Here is a 24,105-nt window from a genome sequence, read left to right as displayed (position 1 = left end):
TCAGTCCTCCTGGTGGGAAAGGGTGGTGGTGCCGTCGGTGTCGCCGGTCGCCTCGGTGATCCTGGCGGCCAGGATCGGCCCGATCTGGGCGAGCGAGCCGGCTTGGGTCATCCGGTCGTGCCGGGTGGTGATCTCGTGGGATTCGATCCGGCCGGCGACGTACGGGCGCCAGATTGCGGGCCCCGCGTTGTCCTCGACCCGGTCGATCGTGGAGTTGAACAGCAGCAGGTCTCCGCCGAACCTGCCGGGGACGAAGTCGACCGCCAGCTTGGCGTTGTTGATCATGATCTCGACGATCACCTCGATCTGTCGCTCGTTCAGGCCGGCCAGTGCGCTGCCCCGCCGGTTCAGGACCTCGGCAACCTCGGCGTAGGTGATCTCCTGGTCGCCCAGCTCGTCCGGGTCGACGTCGAGCACCCCGACGAGCACGTCGCGCACGGTGGGCACCGGCACCTCCGCGAACTGCACGTCCTTCACCGGGTAGGCGTCGAGGATCGCCAGCAGTGCGGTCCGTTCGCCGCGCGACTGCAGCTCGCAGGCGAGCGCGTGGGCGATCAGCCCGCCGGCGGACCAGCCGAGGAGCAGGTACGGGCCCTCCGGCTGGATCTTCTGGATCTGGTCGGCGTAGTCGGCCGCCATCTCCTCGTAGGACGTCGGCAGGGGTTCGGGCCGGCCGAGGCCGCGCGCCTGGATGGCGTAGACGGGGTGCTGCGGGCCGAGGTGGTTCAGCAGTCCGCTGTACGACCAGCTGATGCCGCCGCCGGGGTGGACGCAGAACAGCGGTGTGCCGGTCCCGGTCGAACGCAGCGGCAGCACCACGTCCAACGCGTCGTCGGGATTGTCCATGACCAGGCGCTCGGTGAGACCGGCCACGGTCGGCGCCTCGAACAGCATGCGCAGGCCCAACTCCAGGCCGAGCGTCTCGCGGACGCGGGAGGCCAGGCGGGCGGCCAGCAGCGAGTGCCCGCCCAGGTCGAAGAAGTTGTCGTCGATGCTCACCTGCTCCCGGCCGAGGACCTCGGCGACGAGACCGCACAGCAGCTGCTCCTGCGGCGTCCGGGGTCCGCGTCCGGCGTCCGAGGCCCCGTACTCGGGGGCGGGCAGGGCGGCCCGGTCGAGCTTGCCGTTGGCGGTCAGCGGCAGCGCGTCCAGGGTGACGAACGCCGCCGGCACCATGTAGTCGGGCAGGTCGCGGCGCAGCCGGCCGGACAGCTCGGCCGCCTCGGGCGCGCCCTCGGGGGCGGGCACCAGGTAGGCGACCAGGCGCTTGTCGCCCGGCCGGTCCTCGCGGGCGACCACGGCCGCCTGGGCGACGCCCGGGCAGCCCGCCAGAACGGCCTCGATCTCGCCGGGCTCGATCCGCAGGCCGCGCAGCTTGACCTGGTGGTCGGCGCGTCCGGCGAAGTCCAGCGTGCCGTCGGTCCGCCACGACGCGAGGTCGCCGGTGCGGTACATCCGGCTGCCGGACGGCCCGTACGGGTCGGCGGTGAAGCGCTCCGCCGTCAGGCCGGCCCGCCCGAGGTAGCCGCGGGCCACGCCCGTCCCCGCGAGGTACAGCTCGCCGACCATGCCGGTCGGCATCGGGCGCAGCCGGTCGTCGAGCACGTAGGCGCGCATGTTCGCCATCGGTCGGCCGATCGGCACGGTCGCGGCGTGTTCGGGGAGGTCGACCACCGGGTGCCAGGTGGCCAGGGTGGTGGCCTCGGTGGGCCCGTAGCCGTTGACCACCTCGATGCCGGGGCAGGCCTCCCGCACCCGGGCGACGGCGGCCGGGGAGACCACGTCGCCGCCGGTCCACACCTCGCGCACCCCGGCGAGCAGGCCCGGGCGCTCCTCGGCGACCAGGCGGAACAGTCCGGCCGTGAGCCACAGTCCGGTCACCCCGTGCGAGGTGATCGTGTGCTGGAGCAGGTCGAGGTCGAGCTGCTCCGGCGGCGCCACCACGACCCGGCCGCCGTTGAGCAGCGGGACCCACAGCTCGTAGGTGGAGAGGTCGAAGGCCGTCGGGGAGTGCATCAGCACCCGCTCGTGTCCGCCGCCCCGCCATTCGGGGGTGAGCGCGAGGCCCGCCACGTCACGGTGGGTGACGGCCACGCCCTTCGGCCGGCCGGTCGAGCCGGAGGTGTACATGATGTACGCCAACTGCCCGGGTTCACAGGGGACTTCGACGTCGGACGGATCGGCGGCCTCGGACCGCACCAGTGCGGTGAGCACCTCCCGGGTGAGCACCAGGGCGGCCCCGCTCTCCCGCAGGATCAGGTCGATCCGGGAGGAGGGGAAGCGCGAGTCCAGCGGCACGTAGGCGCCGCCGGCCTTGATGATCGCCAGGATCGCCACGACCAGCTCCGCCGAGCGGTCCAGCATGACCGCGACCGGCGTCTCCGGCCGTACGCCCTGGCGGATCAGCGCCCGCGCCAGGCGGCCGGCCCGCTGGTCGAGCTCCGCGTAGGTCAGCTCGGTGCCGCCGGCCACGACCGCGACCGCCTCCGGGGTGGCCCGCACCTGGCGGGCGAACAGCTCCGGCACCGCGGCCCGGGGCAGCTCGGCCGCGGCACCGTTGGAGCCGGCGAGCAGTCGGCGGCGTTCCTCGACGGGCATGATGTCGATCCGGCTGATCGGCCGGTCGGGGTCGGCGACGGCCGCGCGCAGCAGACGGGCCAGGCGCTCGAACAGCAGCTCCACGGTGGGCGCGTCGAACAGGTCGGTGGCGTACTCCACGGCGCCGACCAGGCCGTCGGGGGCCCCGTCCGGGCGGAACTGCTCCGCCAGGCTGAAGGTCAGGTCGACCCGCGCGGTCCCGGTCGGCGCCTCCAGGTGGCCGGTCTCCAGCCCCGACAGCGCGAACTCGCCGAGCGGCGCGTTCTGCAGGGCCAGCATGATCTGGAACAGCGGGTGGTGGGCCAGCGACCGCGCGGGGTTGACCACCTCGACCAGGTACTCGAACGGCACGTCCTGGTGGTCGTACGCGCTGAGCGCCTTCTGCCGGACCCGGCCGAGCAGTTCGGCGAAGCCGGGGTCCCCGCCGGTGTCGGTGCGCAGCACCAGGGTGTTGACGAAGAAGCCGACGAGCTCGTCCAGCGCCTCGTCGGTACGGCCGGCGATCGGACTGCCGACCGGGATGTCCGTGCCGGCGCCGAGCCGGGTGAGCAGGGCCGCGAGTCCGGCCTGGAGCACCATGAACATGCTGGCGCCGCGCGCGGCGGCCAGGTCCCGCAGGGCCTGGTGCAGTTCCGCGTCCAGTCGGACCGCGACCCGGTCGCCCCGCTGGGAGGCCACCGGCGGCCGCGGCCGGTCGGCGGGCAGCTGCAGCTGCTGCGGGACGCCGGCCAGCTCGTGCTTCCAGTAGGCCAGTTGCCGGGCGAACAGGCTGTCCGGGTCGGCGGCGTCCCCGAGCAGGTCACGCTGCCAGGCGCTGTAGTCGGCGTACTGCACCGGCAGCGGGGACCACTGCGGGGCCTCGCCCCGGCAGCGGGCCGCGTAGGCCGCGGCGAGGTCACCGGAGAGCGGGCCCATCGACCAGCCGTCGGCGGCGATGTGGTGCACCACGACCAGCAGCGCGTGCCGGTCGGGGGCGAGCGCGTACAGCTCCGCCCGGACGGGCGGCTCCGCGGCCAGGTCGAAGCCGCGCCGGGCCGTCTCCGCCAGCCGTTCGGCCAGTGCGCTCTCGTCGATCTCCATCACCGGCAGTGCGGGGCGCGCCCGAGCGGCGCTCAGCACGACCTGGTACGGCACGCCGTCGATCTCGCGGAAGACCGTCCGCAGGCTCTCGTGCCGGGCGACCACGTCCGCGAGCGCGGCGTGCAGGGCCGGACGGTCGAGTTCGCCGGTCAGGCTGAGCGCGAGCGGCATGTTGTAGGTGGCGCTCGGCCCGTCCATCCGGTGCAGGAACCACAGGCGGCGCTGGGCGAAGGAGAGCGGCACCCTCCCCCGGCCCTGACGGCCGGGAGGTGCCCCCATGGGGCGGGCCCGGGCGGCCAGTGCGGGCCGCGCAGCTCCGGAGCCGTCCAGGCGGGCGGCCAGCCCGGCCACGGTCGGGGTCTCGAACAGCGTCCGGACCTCCAGCTCCGCGCCGAGGACCGCCCGGACCCGGGAGGCCAGGCGGGTCGCCAGCAGGGAGTGCCCCCCGAGGTCGAAGAAGCCGTCGTCGACGCCGACCTGGGCCAGGCCGAGCACCTCGGCGAACAGCTCGGCGAGGAGCTGCTCCTGCGGGGTGCGCGGCGCCCGTCCGGCCGCGACCGGGCCGAGGTCCGGTGCGGGCAGCGCACGGCGGTCGAGCTTGCCGTTGGCCGTCAGCGGCAGCGCCTCCAGCGCCACGAACGCCGAGGGGACCAGGTGGTCGGGCAGCCGGTCCCGCAGCCAGTCGCGGAGTTCGCCCAGGAGGGCGCCGGCGCCCCGGTTGCCGGTCGGGCGGTTGGTCAGCGAGGACAGCGACGCTCCCGTGGCCCGGGCCGGCCGGTACGCCTCGACCGGGGAGCCGTGGAGCGCCCGGGGGTCGGTGAAGACGACGTCCACGGCGTCCGCCGCGGTGGCCGACCAGGTGACGGCCGTCGGGCGGCCGAACTCCGACCCGAGGGCGTGGAGGTCCTCCGGATCGGGGAGGCCGCCGTCCTCCGGGGCGTGCATCCGTTCCAGCAGCTCGGCGAGCGAGCCGTCCCCGTTCTGCACGGCCCGGGCCAGAGCGGCTTCCCGCGTCACGCGGCGGTTCGGCACCCCCGTGATCCGCAGCACTCCGCCGGACGGCCGGGCGAGCAGCTCGCGCAGTTCGGCCGGCCCGGCGACCTGCCGCCCCCACGCCAGCTCGACGGACCGCTCCGGAGCCGTCGGGGTGACCGGCGGCTTGTGCAGCGTCACGTCGTAGCGGTAGCGGGTCAGCTCGTTGTGGTGGCGGCCGCGCTTGACCTCGACGGCCGTCGTGCCGATGTCCGTACCGTGCTCCCGCAGGGCGGTGAAGAAGTCCGGGTCGACCAGGAGCTCCTTCTCCACCCGCAGGGCCTGCTCCACCGCGCGGCGCACCGCCGTGAGGTCCGCACCTTCGCCGACCCGGTGGAGCTGGACGGCGGTGGCCAGCGGACGCAGCAGCCGCAGGTTGCGGACGTCGCCGACGAAGAGCGCGCCGCCGGGGGCCAGCAGCCCCATCAGCTTCCCGATCACGTCGGCGAGGTACTCCGCGGACGGGAAGTACTGCACCACCGAGTTGATCACGATGGTGTCGAACTCCCCGGCCGGGAGCCCGTCGGTGTCGTGCGCCGGGCGGGTCTGCAGCACCACGCGCCCGGCCAGGTCCTCCTGCCCGGCCACCTGGGCGGTGAGCGCCTCGATCGCGGTGGCGGAGAAGTCGGTCGCCCAGTACGTCTCGCAGTGCGGTGCGATCTGTGAGAGCAGCAGACCGGTGCCGACGCCGACCTCCAGCACCCGGCGGGGGCGCAGGGCCAGGATGCGGGAGACGGTCGCGTCCCGCCACTCCCGCATCTGCTCGACGGGGATCGGGCTCGCGTCGTAACTGCTGTTCCAGCCGACGAAGTTCTGGCCGAAGCCGGCGTCCTCGGGAGCGATGGGCAGGGCGTCGTAGATGTCCTGCCACTCGCCCACGTGGTCCGCTTCCAGGGCGCTGTCGCGGGCCTCCTCCTGGCGGGGGACGACGTAGCCGACGAGCCGGTCGTCCTGGGCGAGGACCGCGGCCCGGGCGACGGCCGGGTGCTCGGCCAACGCCGTCTCGACCTCGCCGGGCTCGACCCGGAAGCCGCGCACCTTCACCTGGTCGTCCGCGCGGCCGACGTACTCCAGCTGCCCGTCGCCGAGCCAGCGGACCAGGTCGCCGGTGCGGTACATCCTCCCTCCTTGCCCGCCATCGGGCTGGGGGCACCTCCCGGCCGCCAGGCTGGGGGAGAGGGGCCCATCCCCGGCTGGGCCGAACGGGCAGGCGACGAACCGTCCGGCCGTCAGGCGCGGCCGGTTCAGGTAACCGCGGGCCAGACCCGCGCCCGCGACGTAGAGCTCGCCGGGAACGCCGGGCGGCACCGGCCGCAGCCGGTCGTCCAGCACGTACACCCGGGCGTTGGCGATCGGCCGGCCGATCGGCGGTACGCCCGCCCCCGGGGACAGCGGGTCGCTCATGGTCGCGCACACCGTCGTCTCGGTCGGACCGTACGCGTTGATCATCCGCCGGCCCGGCGCCCACCGGGCCACCAGCTCCGGCGGGCAGGCCTCCCCCGCCACGACCAGGGTCGACACCGCCACCGAGCCTTCCGGCACGGCGGCCAGGACGGACGGCGGCACGGTCGCGTGGGTGGCCGCCAGGCCCGGGTCGGTCAGCGCGGCCACCGGGTCCGCCGCCGGGGGCAGCACCAGGGCCGCGCCGCGCAGCAGGGCGGTGAAGATCTCCGACACCGAGGCGTCGAAGCTGGGCGAGGCGAACTGGAGCACCCGGCTGCCGGGTTCGATCGCGAACCGCTCGATCTGGGCGGCGACCAGGCTCGCGACACCGCCGTGGGGGACCACGACACCCTTGGGGCGGCCGGTCGAGCCCGAGGTGTAGATCACGTAGGCCGGGTGCCGGACGTCGAGTGCGACGTCCGGGTCGGTGTCCGGCCAGTCGCCCTCGGCCACCATGGCGGCGTCGTCGACCATCAGCGCCGGACGGGCGTCCGCCAGCATGAAGTCGATCCGCGCCTGCGGGTACACCGGATCCACCGGCAGGTACGCCGCCCCGGCCTTCAGGACGCCCAGGACCGCGACCACCGCCTCCACCGAGCGCGGCAGGGCCACCGCCACCAGCTGCTCCGGGCCCACCCCCCGGGCGATCAGCGCGTGAGCGAACCGGTTCGCCCGCGCGTTCACCTCCCGGTACGTCAACTCGACGTCGCCGCGGACGAGGGCGACCGCGTCCGGCGTCGCCGCCACCTGCGCCGCGAAGGCCTGCGGCACCGGGACGGCGCCCACCTCGCGGGCGGTCTCGTTGCCCCGCTCCAGCAGCCGGTGCCGCTCGTCGCCGTCGAGGAGGTCGATCCGGCCGATCGACCGGTCCGGATCGGCGGTGACCGCCTCCAGCAGGAGCGTCCAGCGCCGCACGAGGGCTTCGATCGTCGAGCGGTCGAACAGGTCGGTGGCGTACTCCGCCGCGCCGACGATCCCGGCCGGGCTCCCGTCCGGGCCGAACCGCTCGACGAGGCTCACCCCGAGGTCGAACTTGGCGGTTCCGGTGGCCACCGCGTAGGTGGCCACCTCCAGTCCCGGCAGCGAGAACCGGCCCATCGGGGCGTTCTGCACGGCCAGGATGGTCTGGAACAGGGGGTGGTGGGACAGCGAGCGGGACGGGTTGAGCGCCTCCACCAGGTGCTCGAAGGGCACGTCCTGGTGGGCGTACGCCGACAGCGCCGTCTCCCGCACCCGCCCGAGCAGTTGGGCGAAGCTCGGATCACCGCTGGTGTCGGTGCGCAGCACCAGTGTGTTCACGAAGAACCCGACCAGGTCGTCCAGCGCCTCGTCCGTGCGCCCCGCGATCGGACTCCCGATCGGGATGTCCGTGCCCGCGCCCAGCCGCGTGTACAGCGCCGCCAGCGCCGCCTGCAGCACCATGAACAGACTGGTGCCGGTGTTCCGCGCCAGCTCGGTCAGAGCGGCGTGCAGTTCGGGGCTCAGCTCCAGGCCGACGTGGTCCCCGTGCCGGCCCGCGACGGCCGGCCGCGGCCGGTCGGCGGGCAGCCGGAGCAGCTCCGGCAGGTCGGACAGCTGGCGCTTCCAGTAGTCGAGCTGCTCGGCGAACCGGCTCTGCGGGTCGGCGGCGTCGCCGAGCAGGTCGCGCTGCCAGAGCGTGTAGTCGGCGTACTGCACCGGCAGGTTCGACCGACTCGGCGCACGGCCCTCGCTCCGGGCGGCGTACGCCTCGGCCAGGTCGCGGGCCAGCGGGCCGGTCGACCAGCCGTCACCGGCGATGTGGTGCATCACCAGCAGCAGCACGTGCTCGTCCGGCGCCACCGCGAACAGCTCCGCCCGCAGCGGCGGCTCCGCCGCCAGGTCGAAGGGCCGCCGGGCGAACTCGGCGAGCCGGTGGTGCAGTTCGGCCTGCGATACCTCGGTCGACCCGGCCCGGGGCCGGGCCTCGGCCGGGTCCAGGACCCGCTGGCACGGGACGCCGCCCACCTCCGGGAACACCGTCCGCAGGCTCTCGTGCCGGGCCACCACGTCGGCCAGCGCCTCGTCCAGCGCCGCCCGGTCGAGCGTCCCGGTCAGCTGGAGCGCCAGCGGGATGTGGTAGGTCGCGGCCGCACCGTCCATGCGGTGCAGGAACCAGAGCCGGCGCTGGGCGAAGGACAGCGGTACGGCCTCCGGCCGCTCCCGCGCGGTCAGCGCCGGGCGGGCGTTGCCGGCCTCCGTCAACGACACGGCCAGACCCGCCACCGTGGGCGCCTGGAACAGCGCGCGCAGCCCCAGCTCCACGCCGAGCACCGAGCGCACCCTGGCGGCCAGCCGGGTGGCGAGCAGCGAGTGCCCGCCGAGGTCGAAGAAGTCGTCGTCGATCCCGACCTGCGGGCGACCCAGCGCCTCGGCGAACAGCTCGCACAGGATCTGCTCCTGCGGGGTGCGCGGTGCCCGTCCCACAGCCGTGGTCACGGCCTCGGGCGCGGGCAGCGCGGCCCGGTCCAGCTTCCCGTTCGGCGTCAGCGGCAGCGCCTCCAGCAGCACGAACGCCGACGGCACCAGGTAGTCCGGCAGGCGCTCGCGCAGGTACGCCGCCAACTCCGCCGGACGGACGGTCGTGTCCGGACGAGCCGTGACGTAGCCGACGAGCCGGTCGTCCTGGGCCAGGACCGCGGACTGCGCGACGGCGGAGTGCCCCGCCAGGGCCGCCTCGATCTCGCCGAGTTCGATCCGGAAGCCACGGACCTTCACCTGGTCGTCGGCGCGGCCGACGTACTCCAGCTCCCCGTCGGCGCGCCGGCGCACCAGGTCTCCGGTGCGGTACATCCGCGCACCGACCGGGCCGAACGGGCAGGCGAGGAAGCGCTCGGCGGTGAGTCCCGGCCGGTCGAGGTACCCGCGGGCCAGGCCGGGGCCGGTGACGTAGAGCTCTCCCGCCACCCCCGGCGGCACGATGCGCAGCCGCTCGTCCAGCACGTAGACCCGGAAGCCGGCGACCGCACGGCCGATCGGCGGCACACCGCCCGCTCCCGGGGACAGCGGGTCGCTCATGGTCGCGCACACCGTGGTCTCGGTCGGGCCGTACGCGTTGACCATCCGCCGGCCGGGCGCCCAGCGTGCCACCAGCTCCGGCGGGCACGCCTCCCCCGCCACCACCAGGGTGGTGGCCGTGACGTCGGCACTGTCCACCACCGCCAGGGCCGAGGGCGGCAAGGTCACATGGGTGACGCCGAGCCGGTGGTCCGTCAGCGCCTCCAGCGGGGCGTCCGCCGGGGCCAGGACGAGGGCGGCACCGCTGAGCAGGGCACTGCACAGGTCCCAGAACGACGCGTCGAAGCTCGGCGAGGCGAACTGGAGCACCCGGCTGCCGGGCACCACGCCGAGCCGCTCGACCTGCGCGGCCACCAGGCCCGACACGCCGGAGTGGCTGACCACGACGCCCTTGGGGCGGCCGGTCGAGCCCGAGGTGTAGATCACGTAGGCCGGGTGCCGGACATCGGGCGCAACCAGTGGATCAGAGTCCGGCCGGTCTCCGCCGGTCACCATCGCCGGGTCGTCGACCACCAGAGCCGGCCGGGCGTCCGCCAGCATGAAGTCGATCCGCGCCTGCGGGTACGCCGGATCCACCGGCAGATACGCCGCCCCGGCCTTCGACACACCCAGAACGGCCACCACGGCTTCCACCGAGCGCGGCAACGCCACCGCCACCACCTGCTCCGGCCCCACACCCCGGGCGATCAGCGCATGCGCGAACCGGTTCGCCCGGACGTCCAGCTCCCGGTACGTCAGCTCGGTGCCGCCGCAGACCAGCGCGACCGCATCCGGCGTCGCCGCCACCCGCGCCGCGAACAGCTCCGGCAGGCTCACCCCGGCCGCCCCGTCCTCGACGACGGGCAGCAGCTCGGCGCGCTCCTCGACGGACAGCAGGTCGATCCCGCCGATCCGCCGTTCCGGGGCCGCGGCGACCGCGGCCAGCAGCCTGGTCCAGCGGGCGACCAACGTCTCGACCGTCGCACGGTCGAACAGGTCGGTGCTGTACTCGACCGCACCGCTGAGCCCGGCCGGCGCACCGTCCGGCCCGTACTCCTCCGCGAACCCGAAGGTCAGGTCGAGCCGCGCGGTGCCCGTGGTCACGGCCATCCCGGAGACCCGCAGGCCGGGAAGGTCGAAGTCGCCGCCCGGCGCGTTCTGCACGACCAGCCCGGTCTGGAACAGCGGGTGGTGGGACAGCGAGCGGGACGGGTTGAGCGCCTCCACCAGGTGCTCGAAGGGCACGTCCTGGTGGGCGTACGCCGACAGCGCCGTCTCCCGCACCCGCCCGAGCAGTTCGGCGAAGCTCGGATCGCCACTCGTGTCCGTCCGCAGCACCAGCGTGTTGATGAAGAACCCGACCAGCTCGTCCAGCGCCTCGTCCGTGCGCCCCGCGACCGGGCTCCCGATCGCGATGTCCGTCCCCGCGCCCAGCCCCGTGTACAGCGCCGCCAGCGCCGCCTGAAGCACCATGAACAGGGTCGCACCCGAGCTTCGCGCCAACTTCACCAGCGCCGTGTGCAGTTCGGCGTCGATCCGGAGTTCCAGCAGGTCGCCGCCGTACGACATGGTGGCCGGGCGCGGCCGGTCGACGGGCAGCCGCAGCTGCTCGGGCAGCCCGGCCAGCGCCTGTGTCCAGTAGGCGACCTGGCGGCCGAACACGCTGTCGGCGTCCTGCTCGTCGCCCAGGATCTCGTGCTGCCACAGGGTGTAGTCGCCGTACGTCACCGGCAGCGGCGGCCAGGTCGGCGCCCCGCCGCCCCGCCGGGTGGCGTAGGCCGTGGCCAGGTCGCGGGCCAGCGGGCCCATGGACCAGCCGTCCCCGGCGATGTGGTGCATCACCAGCAGCAGCACGTGCTCGTCCGGCGCGACCGCGAACAGCTCCGCCCGCAGCGGCACGTCCGAGGTCAGGTCGAAGCCGCGCACCGCCGCGTCGCGCAGCAGGGCGGGCACCTCCGCCTCGGCGGCCGCGCGCACGGCCAGCGGGACGGGCACCTCGGCGGGGTCCAGCACCCGCTGGTGCGGAATGCCCGCGGTGTGCGGGAAGACCGTCCGCAGGGTCTCGTGCCGGGCCAGCACGTCGGTGAGCGCGGCGCTCAGCGCGTCCCGGTCGAGGTCGCCGTTCAGCCGCAGGGCCAGCGGCATGTGGTAGGTGGCGCTCGGTGCCCCGAACTGCTGGAGGAACCAGAGCCGGCGCTGGGCGAAGGACAGCGGCATCGGTTCGCGGCGGGGCCGGGGAACCAGGGCCTGCCGCGCGGTACCGGCGTCGTGCAGCCCGGCCGCCAGCCCGGCGGGCGTCGGCCGCCGGAACAGGGCGCGCAGCTCCAGCTCGACCCCGAGGGTCGCCCGGACCCGCGAGACCAGCCGGGTGGCGAGCAGGGAGTGCCCACCCAACGCGAAGAAGTCCTCGTCGACTCCGACCCGGGCGAGGCCCAGCACCTCGGCGAACAGCTCGCACAGGATCTGCTCCTGCGGCGTGCGCGGCGCCCGGCCCGCCTCCCTGGTCGTGGCCTCGGGAGCGGGCAGCGCCACCCGGTCCAGCTTCCCGTTCGGCGTCAGCGGCAGCGCCTCCAGCAGCACGAACGCGGACGGCACCAGGTAGTCCGGCACCCGGCCGCGCAGGTAGGCCGTCAACGCCGCCGCGGTCGCCCCGCTCCCGGCCGACGGGACGACGTACGCGACGATCCGGTCCTCCCGGGCGAGCACCGCGACCTGGGCGACGTCCGGGTGCGCGGTCAGCTCGGCCTCGATCTCGCCCGGCTCGACCCGGAACCCGCGCACCTTCACCTGGTGGTCGACCCGGCCGGCGAACTCCAGCTCGCCGTCGGCGCGCCAACGGACCAGGTCGCCGGTGCGGTACATCCGGGTGCCCGCCGGACCGTACGGGTCGGCGACGAAGCGCCCGGCGGTGAGCCCGGGCCGGTTCAGATAGCCGCGGGCCAGCCCGGCCCCGGCCAGGTACAGCTCGCCCAGCACCCCGGGGGCGACCGGTCGCAGCGCCGCATCCAGCACGTACACCCGGCAGTTGGCGATCGGACGGCCGATGGGCACCGGCAGCGGGCAGTCGGCGGGGTCGGACGGCAGCGAGTAGGCGGTGATCACATGGGTCTCGGCGGGCCCGTAGTGGTTGTGCAGCACCCGTCCCGGCCGACGGGCCTGGAAACGGCGCACGGCACCGCCGAGGCGCATCGCCTCACCGGCCTGGGCGACCAGCCGCAGGTGCGGAAGCTCCAGCCCGGCCTCCTCGGCGGCCTCGGCCAGTGCCTCGACCACCAGGTTGGGCGCGAACAGCTCCGCCACCTCGTGCCGGTCCAGCCAGTGGGCGAACAGTTCGGCGCTGCGGCGCTGCTCCTCGGTCGGCACCACCAGGGTCTTGCCGTACAGCAGCGCGGACAGCACCTCCTGCACCGAGACGTCGAAGCTGATCGCGGTGAACTGCGCGGTGCGCGTGCCGGGTTCGCCGCCGACGGCCTCGTGGTGCCACTCCAACAGGTTCAGCAGCCCGGCGGCCGGCATCACGACGGCCTTGGGGCGGCCGGTGGAGCCGGAGGTGTAGATGACGTAGGCGGGACGGCGCCCGTCCACGGCCACGGCCGGATCGTGCTCCGGCAGGTCACCGTCCGGCGTGACGGCGGCGAGGTCGTCGAGCACCACGGCCGGGCCCGCGTCCTCCAGCATGTACGCGATGCGGGCGGCCGGGTAGTCCGGGTCGACCGGCAGGTACGCCGCGCCCGACTTGAGCACCGCCAGGACGGCGACCACCAGCTCGGCCGAGCGCGGCAGCCGCAGGGCGACGGTCCGTTCCGGTCCGACCCCCCGGGCGATCAGCGCGTGGGCCAGGCGGTTGGCCCGGCGGTTCAGCTCGCGGTAGGTCAGCTCGGTGTCCTCGAACACCACGGCCGGGGCCTCCGGGGTCGCCCGGACCCGCGCCTCGAACAGCGCGGGCAGATCGGCCGTGGGGACCGGGCCGGCGGTGTCGTTGCGGGCGACCAGCAGCTCGTGCCGCTCCTCGGCGGTGAGGACGTCGATCCGGCTCAGCGGCCGGTCCGGCTCGGCGACCACCGCCGCCAGCAGCCGCAGCCACCGGGCGAGCAGCGTCTCCACCGTGGCGTGGTCGAACAGGTCGGTGCTGTACTCGACCCGGCCGACGATGCCCTCGGCCGGCCCGCCGGCGCCACCGTGCTCCAGCAGGTGGAAGCCGAGGTCGAACATCGCGGTGGGCGTGCGCACCAGGAGGATCCCGGCGTCCAGACCGTCCAGCGCGAACTCGGTGCGGGGCACGTTCTGCAGTGCGAGCAGCACCTGGAACAGCGGCTGACGGGCGAGTGACCGGGACGGGTTGAGGGCCTCGACGACGTGCTCGAACGGCAGGTCCTGGTGGGCGTACGCGCCGAGCGCGTCCTCCCGGACCCGGCCCAGCAGTTCGGCGAACGACGGGTCGCCGGAGGTGTCGGTGCGCAGCACCAGGGTGTTGACGAAGAAGCCGACCAGCTCGTCCAGCGCCTCGTCGGTCCGGCCCGCGATCAGGCTGCCGACCGGGATGTCCGTGCCCGCGCCGAGCTTGTCCAGGAGCGATGCCAGGGCGGCCTGCAGCACCATGTAGACGCTGGCGCCGTGCTCCCGGCCCAGCCGGACCAGGCCGGCGTGCAGGTCGGGGTCCAGTTCGACGTCGAGGTGCCCGCCGGCGTAGGAGGGGGTCGCGGGGCGGTGGCGGTCGGCGGGGAGCTTGATCTGCTCCGGAAGGTCGGCCAGCGTCCGCGTCCAGTGGTCCGTCTGGCGGGCGAACAGGCTGTCCGGGTCGGCCGGGTCGCCGAGCAGCCGGTTCTGCCACAGGGCGTAGTCGGCGTACTGGACGGGCAGCGGCGCCCACCGCGGCTCCTCGCCCCGGCGGCGGGCCGCGTACGCGGTGGCCAGGTCGGCGGACAAGGGGCCCAGCGACCAGCCGTCCCCGGCGATGTGGTGCATCACCACCAGCAGCACGTGCTCGTCCGGTGCCGTCTCGAACAGCTCGGCACGCAGGGGCGGTTCGGTGGCGAGGTCGAATCCGCGCGCCGCGGCCGCCGTCAGCAGCTCCGTCAGGTCCGCCTCACCCACCCGGGTGACGGCCAGCCGGGGTGGGGCCGTTCCGGCGTCCAGCACCTCCTGGCGGGGAACCCCGTCGAGCTGCGGGTAGACCGTGCGCAGGCTCTCGTGCCGGGCGACGACGTCGCCGAGCGCCATCTGCAGGGCGGTCCGGTCGAGTTCACCGGTCAGCCGCCACGCCAACGGCATGTTGTAGACCGAGCCGGCGTCCTCCAGCTGGTGCAGGAACCAGAGCCGTCGCTGCGCGAAGGAGAGGGGGACCGGGGCCGGCCGCTCCGCGCGGCGCAGCGCGGGCCTGGCCCGGGCGGCCCCGCCGAGCCCGGCGGCCAGCCCGGCCACCGTCGGCGTCTCGAAGAGGGTGCGCAGCTCCAGTTCCACCCCGAGGGCGGCACGCGCCCGGGCGACCAGCCGGGTGGCGAGCAGGGAGTGCCCGCCGAGGTCGAAGAAGTCGTCGTCGGCCCCGACCTCGGCCACGCCCAGCACCTCGGCGAACAGCTCCGCGAGGACCTGCTCCTGCGGGGTGCGCGGGACCCTGCCGGTCCTCGGCGCGGTGTGGACGGGTGCGGGCAGCGCGCGCCGGTCCAGTTTGCCGGTGGCGGTCAGCGGCAGGCTCCCCAGGGGCACGAAGGCGGACGGGACCATGTAGTCCGGCAGTCGCTCGCGCAGGTGTGCCCGCAGTTCCTCCGGCCGGAGTTCCGCCCCGGTGACGGCCACCGGGTAGGCGACCAGCCGCGCGTCCCCGGCCCGGTCCTCCCGGACGGTCACCGCGACCTGGGCGACCTGCGGGTGTTCCGCCAACGCCGCCTCGACCTCGCCGAGTTCGATCCGGAAGCCGCGCACCTTGACCTGGTCGTCGGTACGCCCGAGGAACTCCAGGTTCCGGTCGGCGCCCCAGCGCGCCAGGTCGCCGGTGCGGTACATCCGCGTGCCGCCCGGACCGAACGGGTCCGCCACGAAGCGCCCCGCGGTGAGCCCCGGCCGGTTCAGGTAGCCGCGGGCCAGGCCCGCTCCGGCGAGGTACAGCTCGCCCGCCACGCCCGCGGGCACCGGCCGCAGCGTGCTGTCGAGCACGTACAGCCGGATGCCCCCGAGCGGCCGGCCGATCACCGGGCGCGGACTCGATCCCAGCGGTGCCACGAGGGCGTCCACCGTGCATTCGGACGGCCCGTAGTAGTTCAGGCAGGACACGCCCTCGACGGCCCGCAGCCGCTCCCACAGCTGGTCCGGAACGGCCTCCCCGCCCATCGAGACCACCGCGGGACGGCGCCCCGGGTCGTCCAGGAGCCCCCGTGCGACGAGCACCTGCAGATAGGACGGGGTGGCGTTGACGTAGTCCAGCCCGGCGCGCGCGGCGTAGTCGACGAAGGCGTCCGGGTCGGACCAGGTCGCCTCGTCCAGGACGTGCAGCTCGTGGCCCGCGTACAGGCTGGACAACTGGTCGCAGGAGGCGTCGAACGACACCGAGGTGGTCAGCCCGATGCGCAGCCGCTCCCTCGTCCGCCGCGGGAACAGCAGCTGCCGCTGGTTGGCGAACAGGTTGAGCAGGCCGCCGTGGGTCGACACCACGCCCTTGGGCCTGCCGGTGGAGCCGGAGGTGTAGATCACGTAGGCCGGGTGCCCCGGGTCGATGGCGACCAGCGGGTCCGTCTCCGGGCAGTCGGCCACCAGGGCGGCCGTCGCCGGGTCGTCGAGCACCAGCCATCCGGCCGCCCCGGCCTCCGGGAGCCCGTCCCGGGTCCGGGCGTCGGTCACCACCAGGGCCGGGTGTGCGTCGTCGAGCAGGTGGGCGATCCGGGCGGCCGGGTACTCGGGATCGACCGGGACGTAGGCCGCCCCGGTCCGCAGCACCGCGAGGATCGCCACGACCAGGTCGGCCGACCTCGGCAGGGCGACCGCCACCAGCCGTTCCGGCCCCGCGCCCCGGGCGATCAGGGCGTGCGCCAGCCGGTTCGCCCGCGCGTCCAGCTCCGCGTAGGTCAGCGAGACGTCTCGGCACACCAGCGCCACCAGGTCCGGCGTCGCCCGCACCTGGGCCCGGAACAGCTCCGGCAGGCTCGCGGCCGGAAGCTCCACCTCCGGTCCGGTGCCCAGGGCCGTCAGGTCGCCGTGCTCCGCGGCGGAGAGCAGACCGTACCGGCTGAGCCGCCGCCGCGGGTCGGCGACCACGGCGCGGAGCAGTCGCTCCCAGCGCTCGAACATCGTCTCGACGGTGGCCGGGTCGTACAGGTCGCTGGTGTACTCGACGAACCCGTCGATCCCCTCCGGGGAACCGTCCTCCGCGTGCCGCTCGGACATCGTGAAGATCAGGTCGAGCTTGGCGGTGGTCGTCGTCAGCGGCAGGTCGCGGACGTGCAGCCCGGGCGGGGCGAAGTCGGCCCGGGGAGCGTTCTGCAGCACCAGCATCACCTGGAACAGCGGGTGGTGCGCCAGCGACCGCGCCGGGTTGAGGGCCTCGACGAGGTACTCGAACGGCAGGTCCTGGTGGGCGTACCCGGCCAGCGCGGTGTCCCGCACCCGGCCCAGCAGCTCGGCGAACGTCGGATCGCCCGAGGTGTCCGTACGGAACACCAGGGTGTTGACGAAGTAGCCGACCAGCTCGTCGAGGGCCTGGTCGGTCCGGCCGGCGACCGGGCTGCCGACCGGGATGTCGTCGCCCGCACCGAGCTTGCTCAGCAGCGCCGCCAGCCCGGCCTGGAGCACCATGAACAGACTGGTCCCGTGTACGCGGGCGAGCTCGCGCAGTCCGCGGTGCAGCTCCGCGTCCAGCCCGGCCGGCACGAAGCCGCCCCGGTGGGAGGCGACGGCCGGGCGGGGCCGGTCGGCGGGCAGCCGGAGCTGCTCCGGCAGATCGGCCAACTGCCGTGTCCAGTAGGCCGCCTGGCGGGCGAACGGGCTGTCGCTGTCGGTGGCGTCGCCGAGCAGCTCGTGCTGCCACAGGGCGTAGTCGGCGTACTGGACCGGCAGCTCCGCCCACTGCGGCTCCTCACCCCGGCAGCGCGCCGCGTAGGCGGCGGTCAGGTCCTGCGTGAGCGGGCCCAGCGACCAGCCGTCGCCGGCGATGTGGTGCAACACCATCTGGAGCACGTGCTCGTCCGGTCCGAGCTCGAACAGGCCGGCGCGCAGCGGCAGATCGACGGCCAGGTCGAACGGCCGGGCCTTCGCGGTCGCCAGCACGCCCGGCAGCCCGGCCTCGGTGGTCCGGCTCGCGTCCAGCCGCGGGCGGCCCGCCACGACGTCCAGCACCTGCTGGTGCGGCACGCCGTCCACCGCCGGGAAGACGGTGCGCAGGCTCTCGTGCCGGGCGACCACGTCCGCCAGGGCGGCCTCCAGGGCCCGCCGGTCCAGGTTCCCGGACAACCGCCAGGCCAGCGAGATGTGGTAGTTCGCGCCGGCACCCTCCAGCTCGTGCAGGAACCAGAGCCGCCGCTGCGCGAACGACAGCGGGATCCTCCCCCCGCCTTGACGGCCGGGAGGTGCCCCCATGGGCCGCGGGTAAGGTGCCAGTGCCAGCTGCGCCCGGCGGGCACCCGTCAGGGCGGAGGCCACGCCGGCCGGGGTCGGGGTCTCGAACAGGGTGCGCAGCTCCAGCTCCACCCCCAGGGTCGCGCGGACCCGGGCGGCCAGGCGGGTCGCCAGCAGCGAGTGCCCGCCCAGGTCGAAGAAGCTGTCCTCGACGCCCGCCCCGGCCACCCCGAGGACCTCGGCGAACAGCTCGCAGAGGACCTGCTCCTGCGGGGTGCGCGGCGCGCGGCCGGTGCCCGCGGGGGCGAGGTCGGGAGCGGGCAGGGCCCGGCGGTCCAGCTTCCCGTTGCCGGTCAGCGGCAGCGAGTCCAGTGCCACGAACGCCGACGGCACCATGTACTCCGGCAGCCGTCCGGCCAGGTGGGCGCGCAGCTCGGCCGGGCGCGGCGCGGAGCCCGGGGCGGGCACCAGGTAGGCGACCAGCCGGGTGTCGTCGGCGCGGTCCTGCCGGGCCAGCACGGCGACCTGGGCGACGCCGGGGTGTGCGGCGAGCGCCGCCTCGATCTCGCCGAGCTCGATCCGGAAGCCGCGTACCTTCACCTGCTGGTCGGCCCGGCCGACGTAGCGCAGGCTGCCGTCGGCCGCCCGGCGCACCACGTCGCCGCTGCGGTACATCCGGGAGCCGGCCGGTCCGAACGGGTCGGCGAGGAACCGCCCGGCGGTCAGGCCGGGCCGGTTCAGGTAGCCGCGTGCCAGGCCCGGGCCCGCGACGTACAGCTCGCCCGCGACGCCCGGGGCGACCGGACGCAGGCCGTCGTCGAGGACGTACGTCCGCAGGTCCGGGACGGCCGTCCCGATCTGGCCGGCCGGGGTGCCGGACCGGTCGAGCGCCGCGTGGGTGACGTGCACCGTGGTCTCGGTGATGCCGTACATGTTGACCAGCCGCGGCGCGTCGTCCGGGTGCCGCTCGTACCAGCCCGCGAGGCGGGCGGGCTCCAGCGCCTCTCCGCCGAACACCACTGTGCGCAGGGCGAGTTCCGGCCTCGTCTCCTGATCCGCCTGGATCAGCTGGTGAAAGGCGGACGGGGTCTGGTTGAGCACCGTCACCCGCTCGCGGGCGAGCAGCTCCAGGAAGCGGCCGGGCGAGCGGCTGGTCTCGTGGTCGACGACCACCAGCCGGCCGCCGTGCAGCAGCGCGCCCCACAGCTCCCACACCGAGAAGTCGAAGGCGTAGGAGTGGAAGAGCGTCCAGACGTCCTCGGCGGAGAAACCGAACAGTTCCCGGGTGGTGGCGAACAGCCGCACCACGTTCCGGTGCGGGACCACGACGCCCTTGGGGTTGCCGGTGGAGCCGGACGTGTGGATGACATAGGCGGGGTGGGCGGGATCGACCGCGACCTCCGGGTCGGTGTCCGGCAGCCCGTCCAGGTCGGTGGTGTCCAGCAGCAGCCGGTCCACCGCCTCCGCGCCCGGCAGGTCGCCGATCCGGCCGGTCGTCACGAGCAGCGCGGGCCGGGTGTCCTGGAGCAGGTAGGTGATCCGGGCCGCGGGGTACTCCGGGTCCACCGGCACGTACGCGGCGCCGGCCTTGAGCACCGCGAGGATCGCGACCACCAGCTCGGCCGAGCGCGGCAGGCCCAGCGCCACCAACTGCTCCGGCCCCGCCCCGCGGGCGATCAGGGCGTGCGCGAGCCGGTTGGCCCGGGTGTTCAACTCGCCGTACGTCAGGCTGGTTTCGCCGTCCGTGAGCGCGACCGCGGCCGGGTTCGCCCGGACCTGTCGCTCGAACAGCGCGGGGATGCCGGTCTCCGGCAGCTCGCCGTCCCGGCCTTCGCCGGCCGTCAGCAAGGCGCTCAGCTCGTCGGCGGACAGCACGTCCACCCGGCCGATCCGCCGACCGGGGTCGGCGACCGCGGCCCGCAGCAGTCGCAGCCACCGCTCGACGATCCCGGCGGCGGTGGCCTCGTCGAACAGGTCGGTGCTGTACTCCAGGACGCCCGAGAGGCCGTCGGGCTGTTCGGCCAGGACGAAGGTCAGGTCGCACTTGGCCGTCCCGGTCTGGACCAGATCGGTCGCCACCCGCAGCCCCGGCAGCTCGAACGCGCCGAGCGGAGCGTTCTGCAGGGCGAGCATGGTCTGGAACAGCGGGTGGTGCGCCAGCGTCCGGGACGGGTTCAGCGCCTCCACCAGCTGCTCGAACGGCACGTCCTGGTGCGCGTACGCGGCGAGCGCGTCGGCGCGCACCCGGCCGAGCAGTTCCGTGAAGGACGGGTCGCCCGACAGGTCGGCGCGCAGCACCAGGGTGTTGACGAAGAAGCCGACCAGGTCGTCCAGCGCCTCGTCGGTGCGTCCGGCGATCGGCGTTCCGATCGGGACGTCGGTGCCGGCGCCGAGCTTGCCCAGCAGCGCGGCCAGCCCTGCCTGGAGCACCATGAACAGGCTGGCCCCGCCGTCCCGGGCGAGCGCACGCAGGCCCTGGTGCAGTTCGGCGTCGATCCGCACCGGCAGCTGGGCGCCCCGGTAGGACATCGCCGTCGGCCGGGGCCGGTCGAACGGCAGCTCCACCTGCTCGGGAAGGTCCGCCAGCTGCTCGCGCCAGTAGGCCAGTTGACCGTTCAGCAGGCTGTCCGGGTCCGAGCCGTCGCCGAGCAGGTCCCGCTGCCACAGGGCGTAGTCGGCGTACTGGACGGGCAGCGGCGCCCATTCCGGTTTCGCCCCCGCGGAGCGGGCCGCGTACGCGGTCGTCAGGTCCTGCGAGAGCGGCCCCGTCGACCAGCCGTCACCGGCGATGTGGTGCACCACCAGGAGGAGCACGTGCTCCTCCCGTCCCAGCCGGAACAGCTCGGCGTGCAGCGGCGGCTCCGCGGCGAGGTCGAATGCGTGCCGGGCCGCCTCGGCCAGCCGGTCCGTCAGGTCGCGCTCGCCGACCTCGGTCATCCGCAGCCTCGGCCGTGCCGCGTCGGGGTCCAGCACCCGCTGGCTCGGCACGCCGTCGACCGCCGGGAACACCGTGCGCAGGCTCTCGTGCCGCTCGACCACGTCCGCCAGGGCGGCCTCCAGGGCCCGCCGGTCCAGCTCTCCGGCAAGCCGCAGCGTCAGCGGGATGTTGTACGTGGCGCTCGGGCCCTCCATGCGGTGCAGGAACCAGAGCCTGCGCTGCGCGAAGGACAGCGGGACCGCCCCGGGCCGCTCCCGCCGCCCCAGGGCCGGCCGTGCCCGGCCGGCGGCGTCCACCGCCGCCGCCAGCTCCGCCACCGTCGGCGTGTCGAACAGGTCGCTCAGCCTCAGCTCCACGCCGAGGGCCGACCGGACCCGGGAGACCAGTCGGGTGGCCAGCAGGGAGTGCCCGCCGAGGTCGAAGAAGCTGTCGTCCGAGCCGACGTCGGCCACCCCGAGCACCTCGGCGAACAGCCCGGCGAGCAGGTGCTCGGTGGCGGTGCGCGGGGCGCGGCCCGGGACGGCGGCGGTCTGCTCCGGCGCGGGGAGGGCCCGCCGGTCGAGCTTGCCGTTCGGCGTCAGCGGCAGTGCGTCCAGCACCACGAACGCCGACGGCACCATGTACTCCGGCAGCCGCTCCCGCATCCGGGTCCGCAGGGTGTCCGACCGGACGGCCCGCCCTTCGGCGGGGACGACGTAGCCGACCAGCCGGGGCTCGTCGTCGGTGCGCACCACGGCGGCGGCCCGGGCGACCTCCGGGTGCTCCACCAGGACGGCCTCGATCTCCCCGAGTTCCACCCGGAATCCGCGGATCTTGACCTGGTCGTCGGTGCGGCCGAGGAATTCCAGGTTCCCGTCCGGGCTCCGCCGCACCAGGTCGCCGGTGCGGTACATCCGCGAACCGCTCGGCCCGAAGGGGTCCGCCACGAAGCGCCCGGCCGTCAGGACCGGCCGGTTCAGGTAGCCCCGGGCCAGCCCGGCACCGGCGATGTACAGCTCGCCCGGCACACTGGCGGGAAGCGGACGCAGCGCGCTGTCGAGCACGTACAGCCTGGCGTTGGTGACCGGTCGGCCGATGACCGGGACCGGGCTCGAACCCACCGGCGCGACCACCGAGTTGACCGTGCACTCGGACGGCCCGTAGAGGTTGAGTCCGCGCACCCCGTCGGCCTCCCGCAGATCCGCCCAGAGCTGCGCGGGGACGGCCTCGCCGCCCGCCGCGAGCAACGCCGGCCGCCACTGCGGATCGCTCAACAGCCCGTGCGCGACCAGGACCCGGAGGTAGGACGGGGTGGCCTCGATGTAGTCGAGCCCGCAGCGCGCGGCGTAGCCGACGAAGGCGTCCGGGTCGGTCCAGGTCGCGTGGTCCAGGACGTGCAGCTCGTGGCCCCCGAACAGGGCGAGCAGCTGGTTCAGGGAGGCGTCGAAGGACACCGACGTGGTCAGCGCGACCCGCAGCCGCTGCCGCTCGTCGAGCACCGGCCGGAACATGGCCTGCCGGTGGTCGGTGAGCAGGTTCAGCAGGCCGCCGTACGTCGGCAGCACGCCCTTGGGCCGCCCGGTGGAGCCGGAGGTGTAGATGACGTACGCCGGGTGTGCCGGATCGACGGCCACCCTCGGGTCCGTGTCCGGCAGCCCGTCCAGGTCGGCGGTGTCCAGCACCAGCCGGTCGACGGAACCCGCCTCGGGCAGCCGCTCGCCGCTGCGGGAGTCGGTCACCAGCAGCGTCGGCCGCGCGTCGTCGAGCAGGTACCCGATCCGGGCGGCCGGGTACTCCGGGTCGACCGGGACGTACGCCGCACCGGTCTTCAGCACCGCGAGGATCGCCACCACCAGCTCGGCCGAGCGCGGCAGGGCCACCGCCACCAGCCGCTCCGGTCCGGCGCCCCGGGCGATCAGGGCGTGCGCCAGCCGGTTCGCCCGCGCGTCCAGCTCCGCGTACGTCAGCGAGACGTCCCCGCACACCAGCGCGACGAGGTCCGGGGCCGCCCGCACGTGCTCCCGGAACAGCTCCGGCAGGCTCGTGGCCGGGACCTCCGCCGCCGGCCCGCTGCCGACGGCCGCCAGCTCGCCGTGTTCCTCGGCCGTGAGCAGCTCGATCCGGCCCAGCAGGTCGTCCGGGTCGCAGTCCGCGACGGTGTCGAACAGCGCGAGCAGCCGCTGCTGGTGCGCGGCGAGGTCGTCGTCGCCGTACGCCTCCGGTGCTCCGTGGAGCCTGAGGAGCGGAGGGTTGCCGTCCCGGTAGTCGAACACCCAGACCGCCAGGTCGGTGGTCGATCCGGACACGAAGTGGTGCACGGCGGCGGGGTGCCCGCCGAAGCCCGGCCTGGAGTTGAAGGCCATGATGTTGACGATCAGCGGGAACGCCGTGCCGATGCTGCCGGGCGCGCCGAGGTCGCGCAGCAGGTCCTCGCTCCGGTAGCGCTCGTGCGCGACGGCCGCCTCGACCTCCCCCGCCACCTGGTCGACGAGTTCGCGCCAGCGCATGTCGGGGCGCACGGTCAGCCGCAGGGGCACCACGTTGGACATCGTGCCCGGCACCGACATCAGGTCCCGGTCGGCGGATCGACGGGCCGTCACGGGAAGCGCGAGCACCACGTCCTGGGTGCCGGTCAGCCGGTGCGCGTAGAGCGCCGTCGCCGCGATCACCAGACGGGACCAGCGGACACCGGCCCATCCCGCCGCCGCCCGCAGCGCGTCCGGGCGACGCAGTTCCCGCTCCTCGCGCAGGCGCAGGGCCAGGTTCGGGTCGGTCGGGGACCGGTCGGTGAGCCTCGTCGGTGCCGGCCGGTCCGCGAACCGCTCCGTCCAGTAGGCGCGGTCGGCGGCGAAGTCGGCGGACGAGCGGTAGGCGGCGTCGCTGTCGACCAGCTCCCGCAGCGAACCGAACGGGGACGGCGGCACCGGGCCGCCCTCGGCCAGCGCCGAGTACACCTCGCCGACCCGCTGCCGGACCAGGGCACTGCTCAACGCGTCCAGCACGACGTGGTGGTAGTTCAGGTACCAGAGGAATTCCGTCGGTGACAGCCGGATCAGCGCGTGGCCGAACAGTGGGTCGCGGGCGAGGTCCAGCGGGCGCGTCAGGTCCCGCTCCATCCACTCCATGGCCGCCGCCCGGGGAGCGGGTTCCCCGCTGAGGTCGAGGTGGGCCGGCGCCCAGTCCCAGGTCTCCCGGACGACCTGCCGCGGGCCCTCGCCGTCGTCGACGAAGCTCACGTGCAGGGCGTCGACCTCGTCGACCACCCGGCGCAGCGCGGTCTCGAACGACTCCGGGTCCACCGGCCCGTGGATCTCCAGGCATTCGCCGACGCGATAGCCCGGGATGGCCGTCCGGGAGCGTTGTTCGGCCAGCCAGATCTCGCGCTGGGCCGCGGTCAGGGGAAGGACGTCGCCGTCGCGACGGGACATGGGGGTACCTCCAGAAGAATGGGCAGGCGTGTGCGCAGGGCACGCCGG

The 24,105-nt window shown here is 74.7% G+C and carries 1 protein-coding gene; it reads right to left on the bottom strand.

What is annotated here, in order from left to right:
• The gene (locus ACZ6EM_RS27790) at nt 1-24,057 is read right to left on the bottom strand and encodes a non-ribosomal peptide synthase/polyketide synthase (protein ID WP_465773496.1); all 24,057 of its coding nucleotides are present in this window, start codon (nt 24,055-24,057) and stop codon (nt 1-3) included.
• Nucleotides 24,058-24,105 lie beyond the last annotated feature (48 nt).

The organism is Kitasatospora sp. NPDC041917 (genome assembly GCF_055589745.1).
The sequence above is the reverse complement of the archived record's forward strand: the minus strand, read 5'-3'. Positions and strand labels throughout refer to the sequence as shown.

Excerpts from the sequence above, each read along its gene's own strand:
- ACZ6EM_RS27790 (WP_465773496.1), bottom strand. The coding sequence starts at position 24,057 with ATGTCCCGTCGCGACGGCGACGTCCTTCCCCTGACCGCGGCCCAGCGC.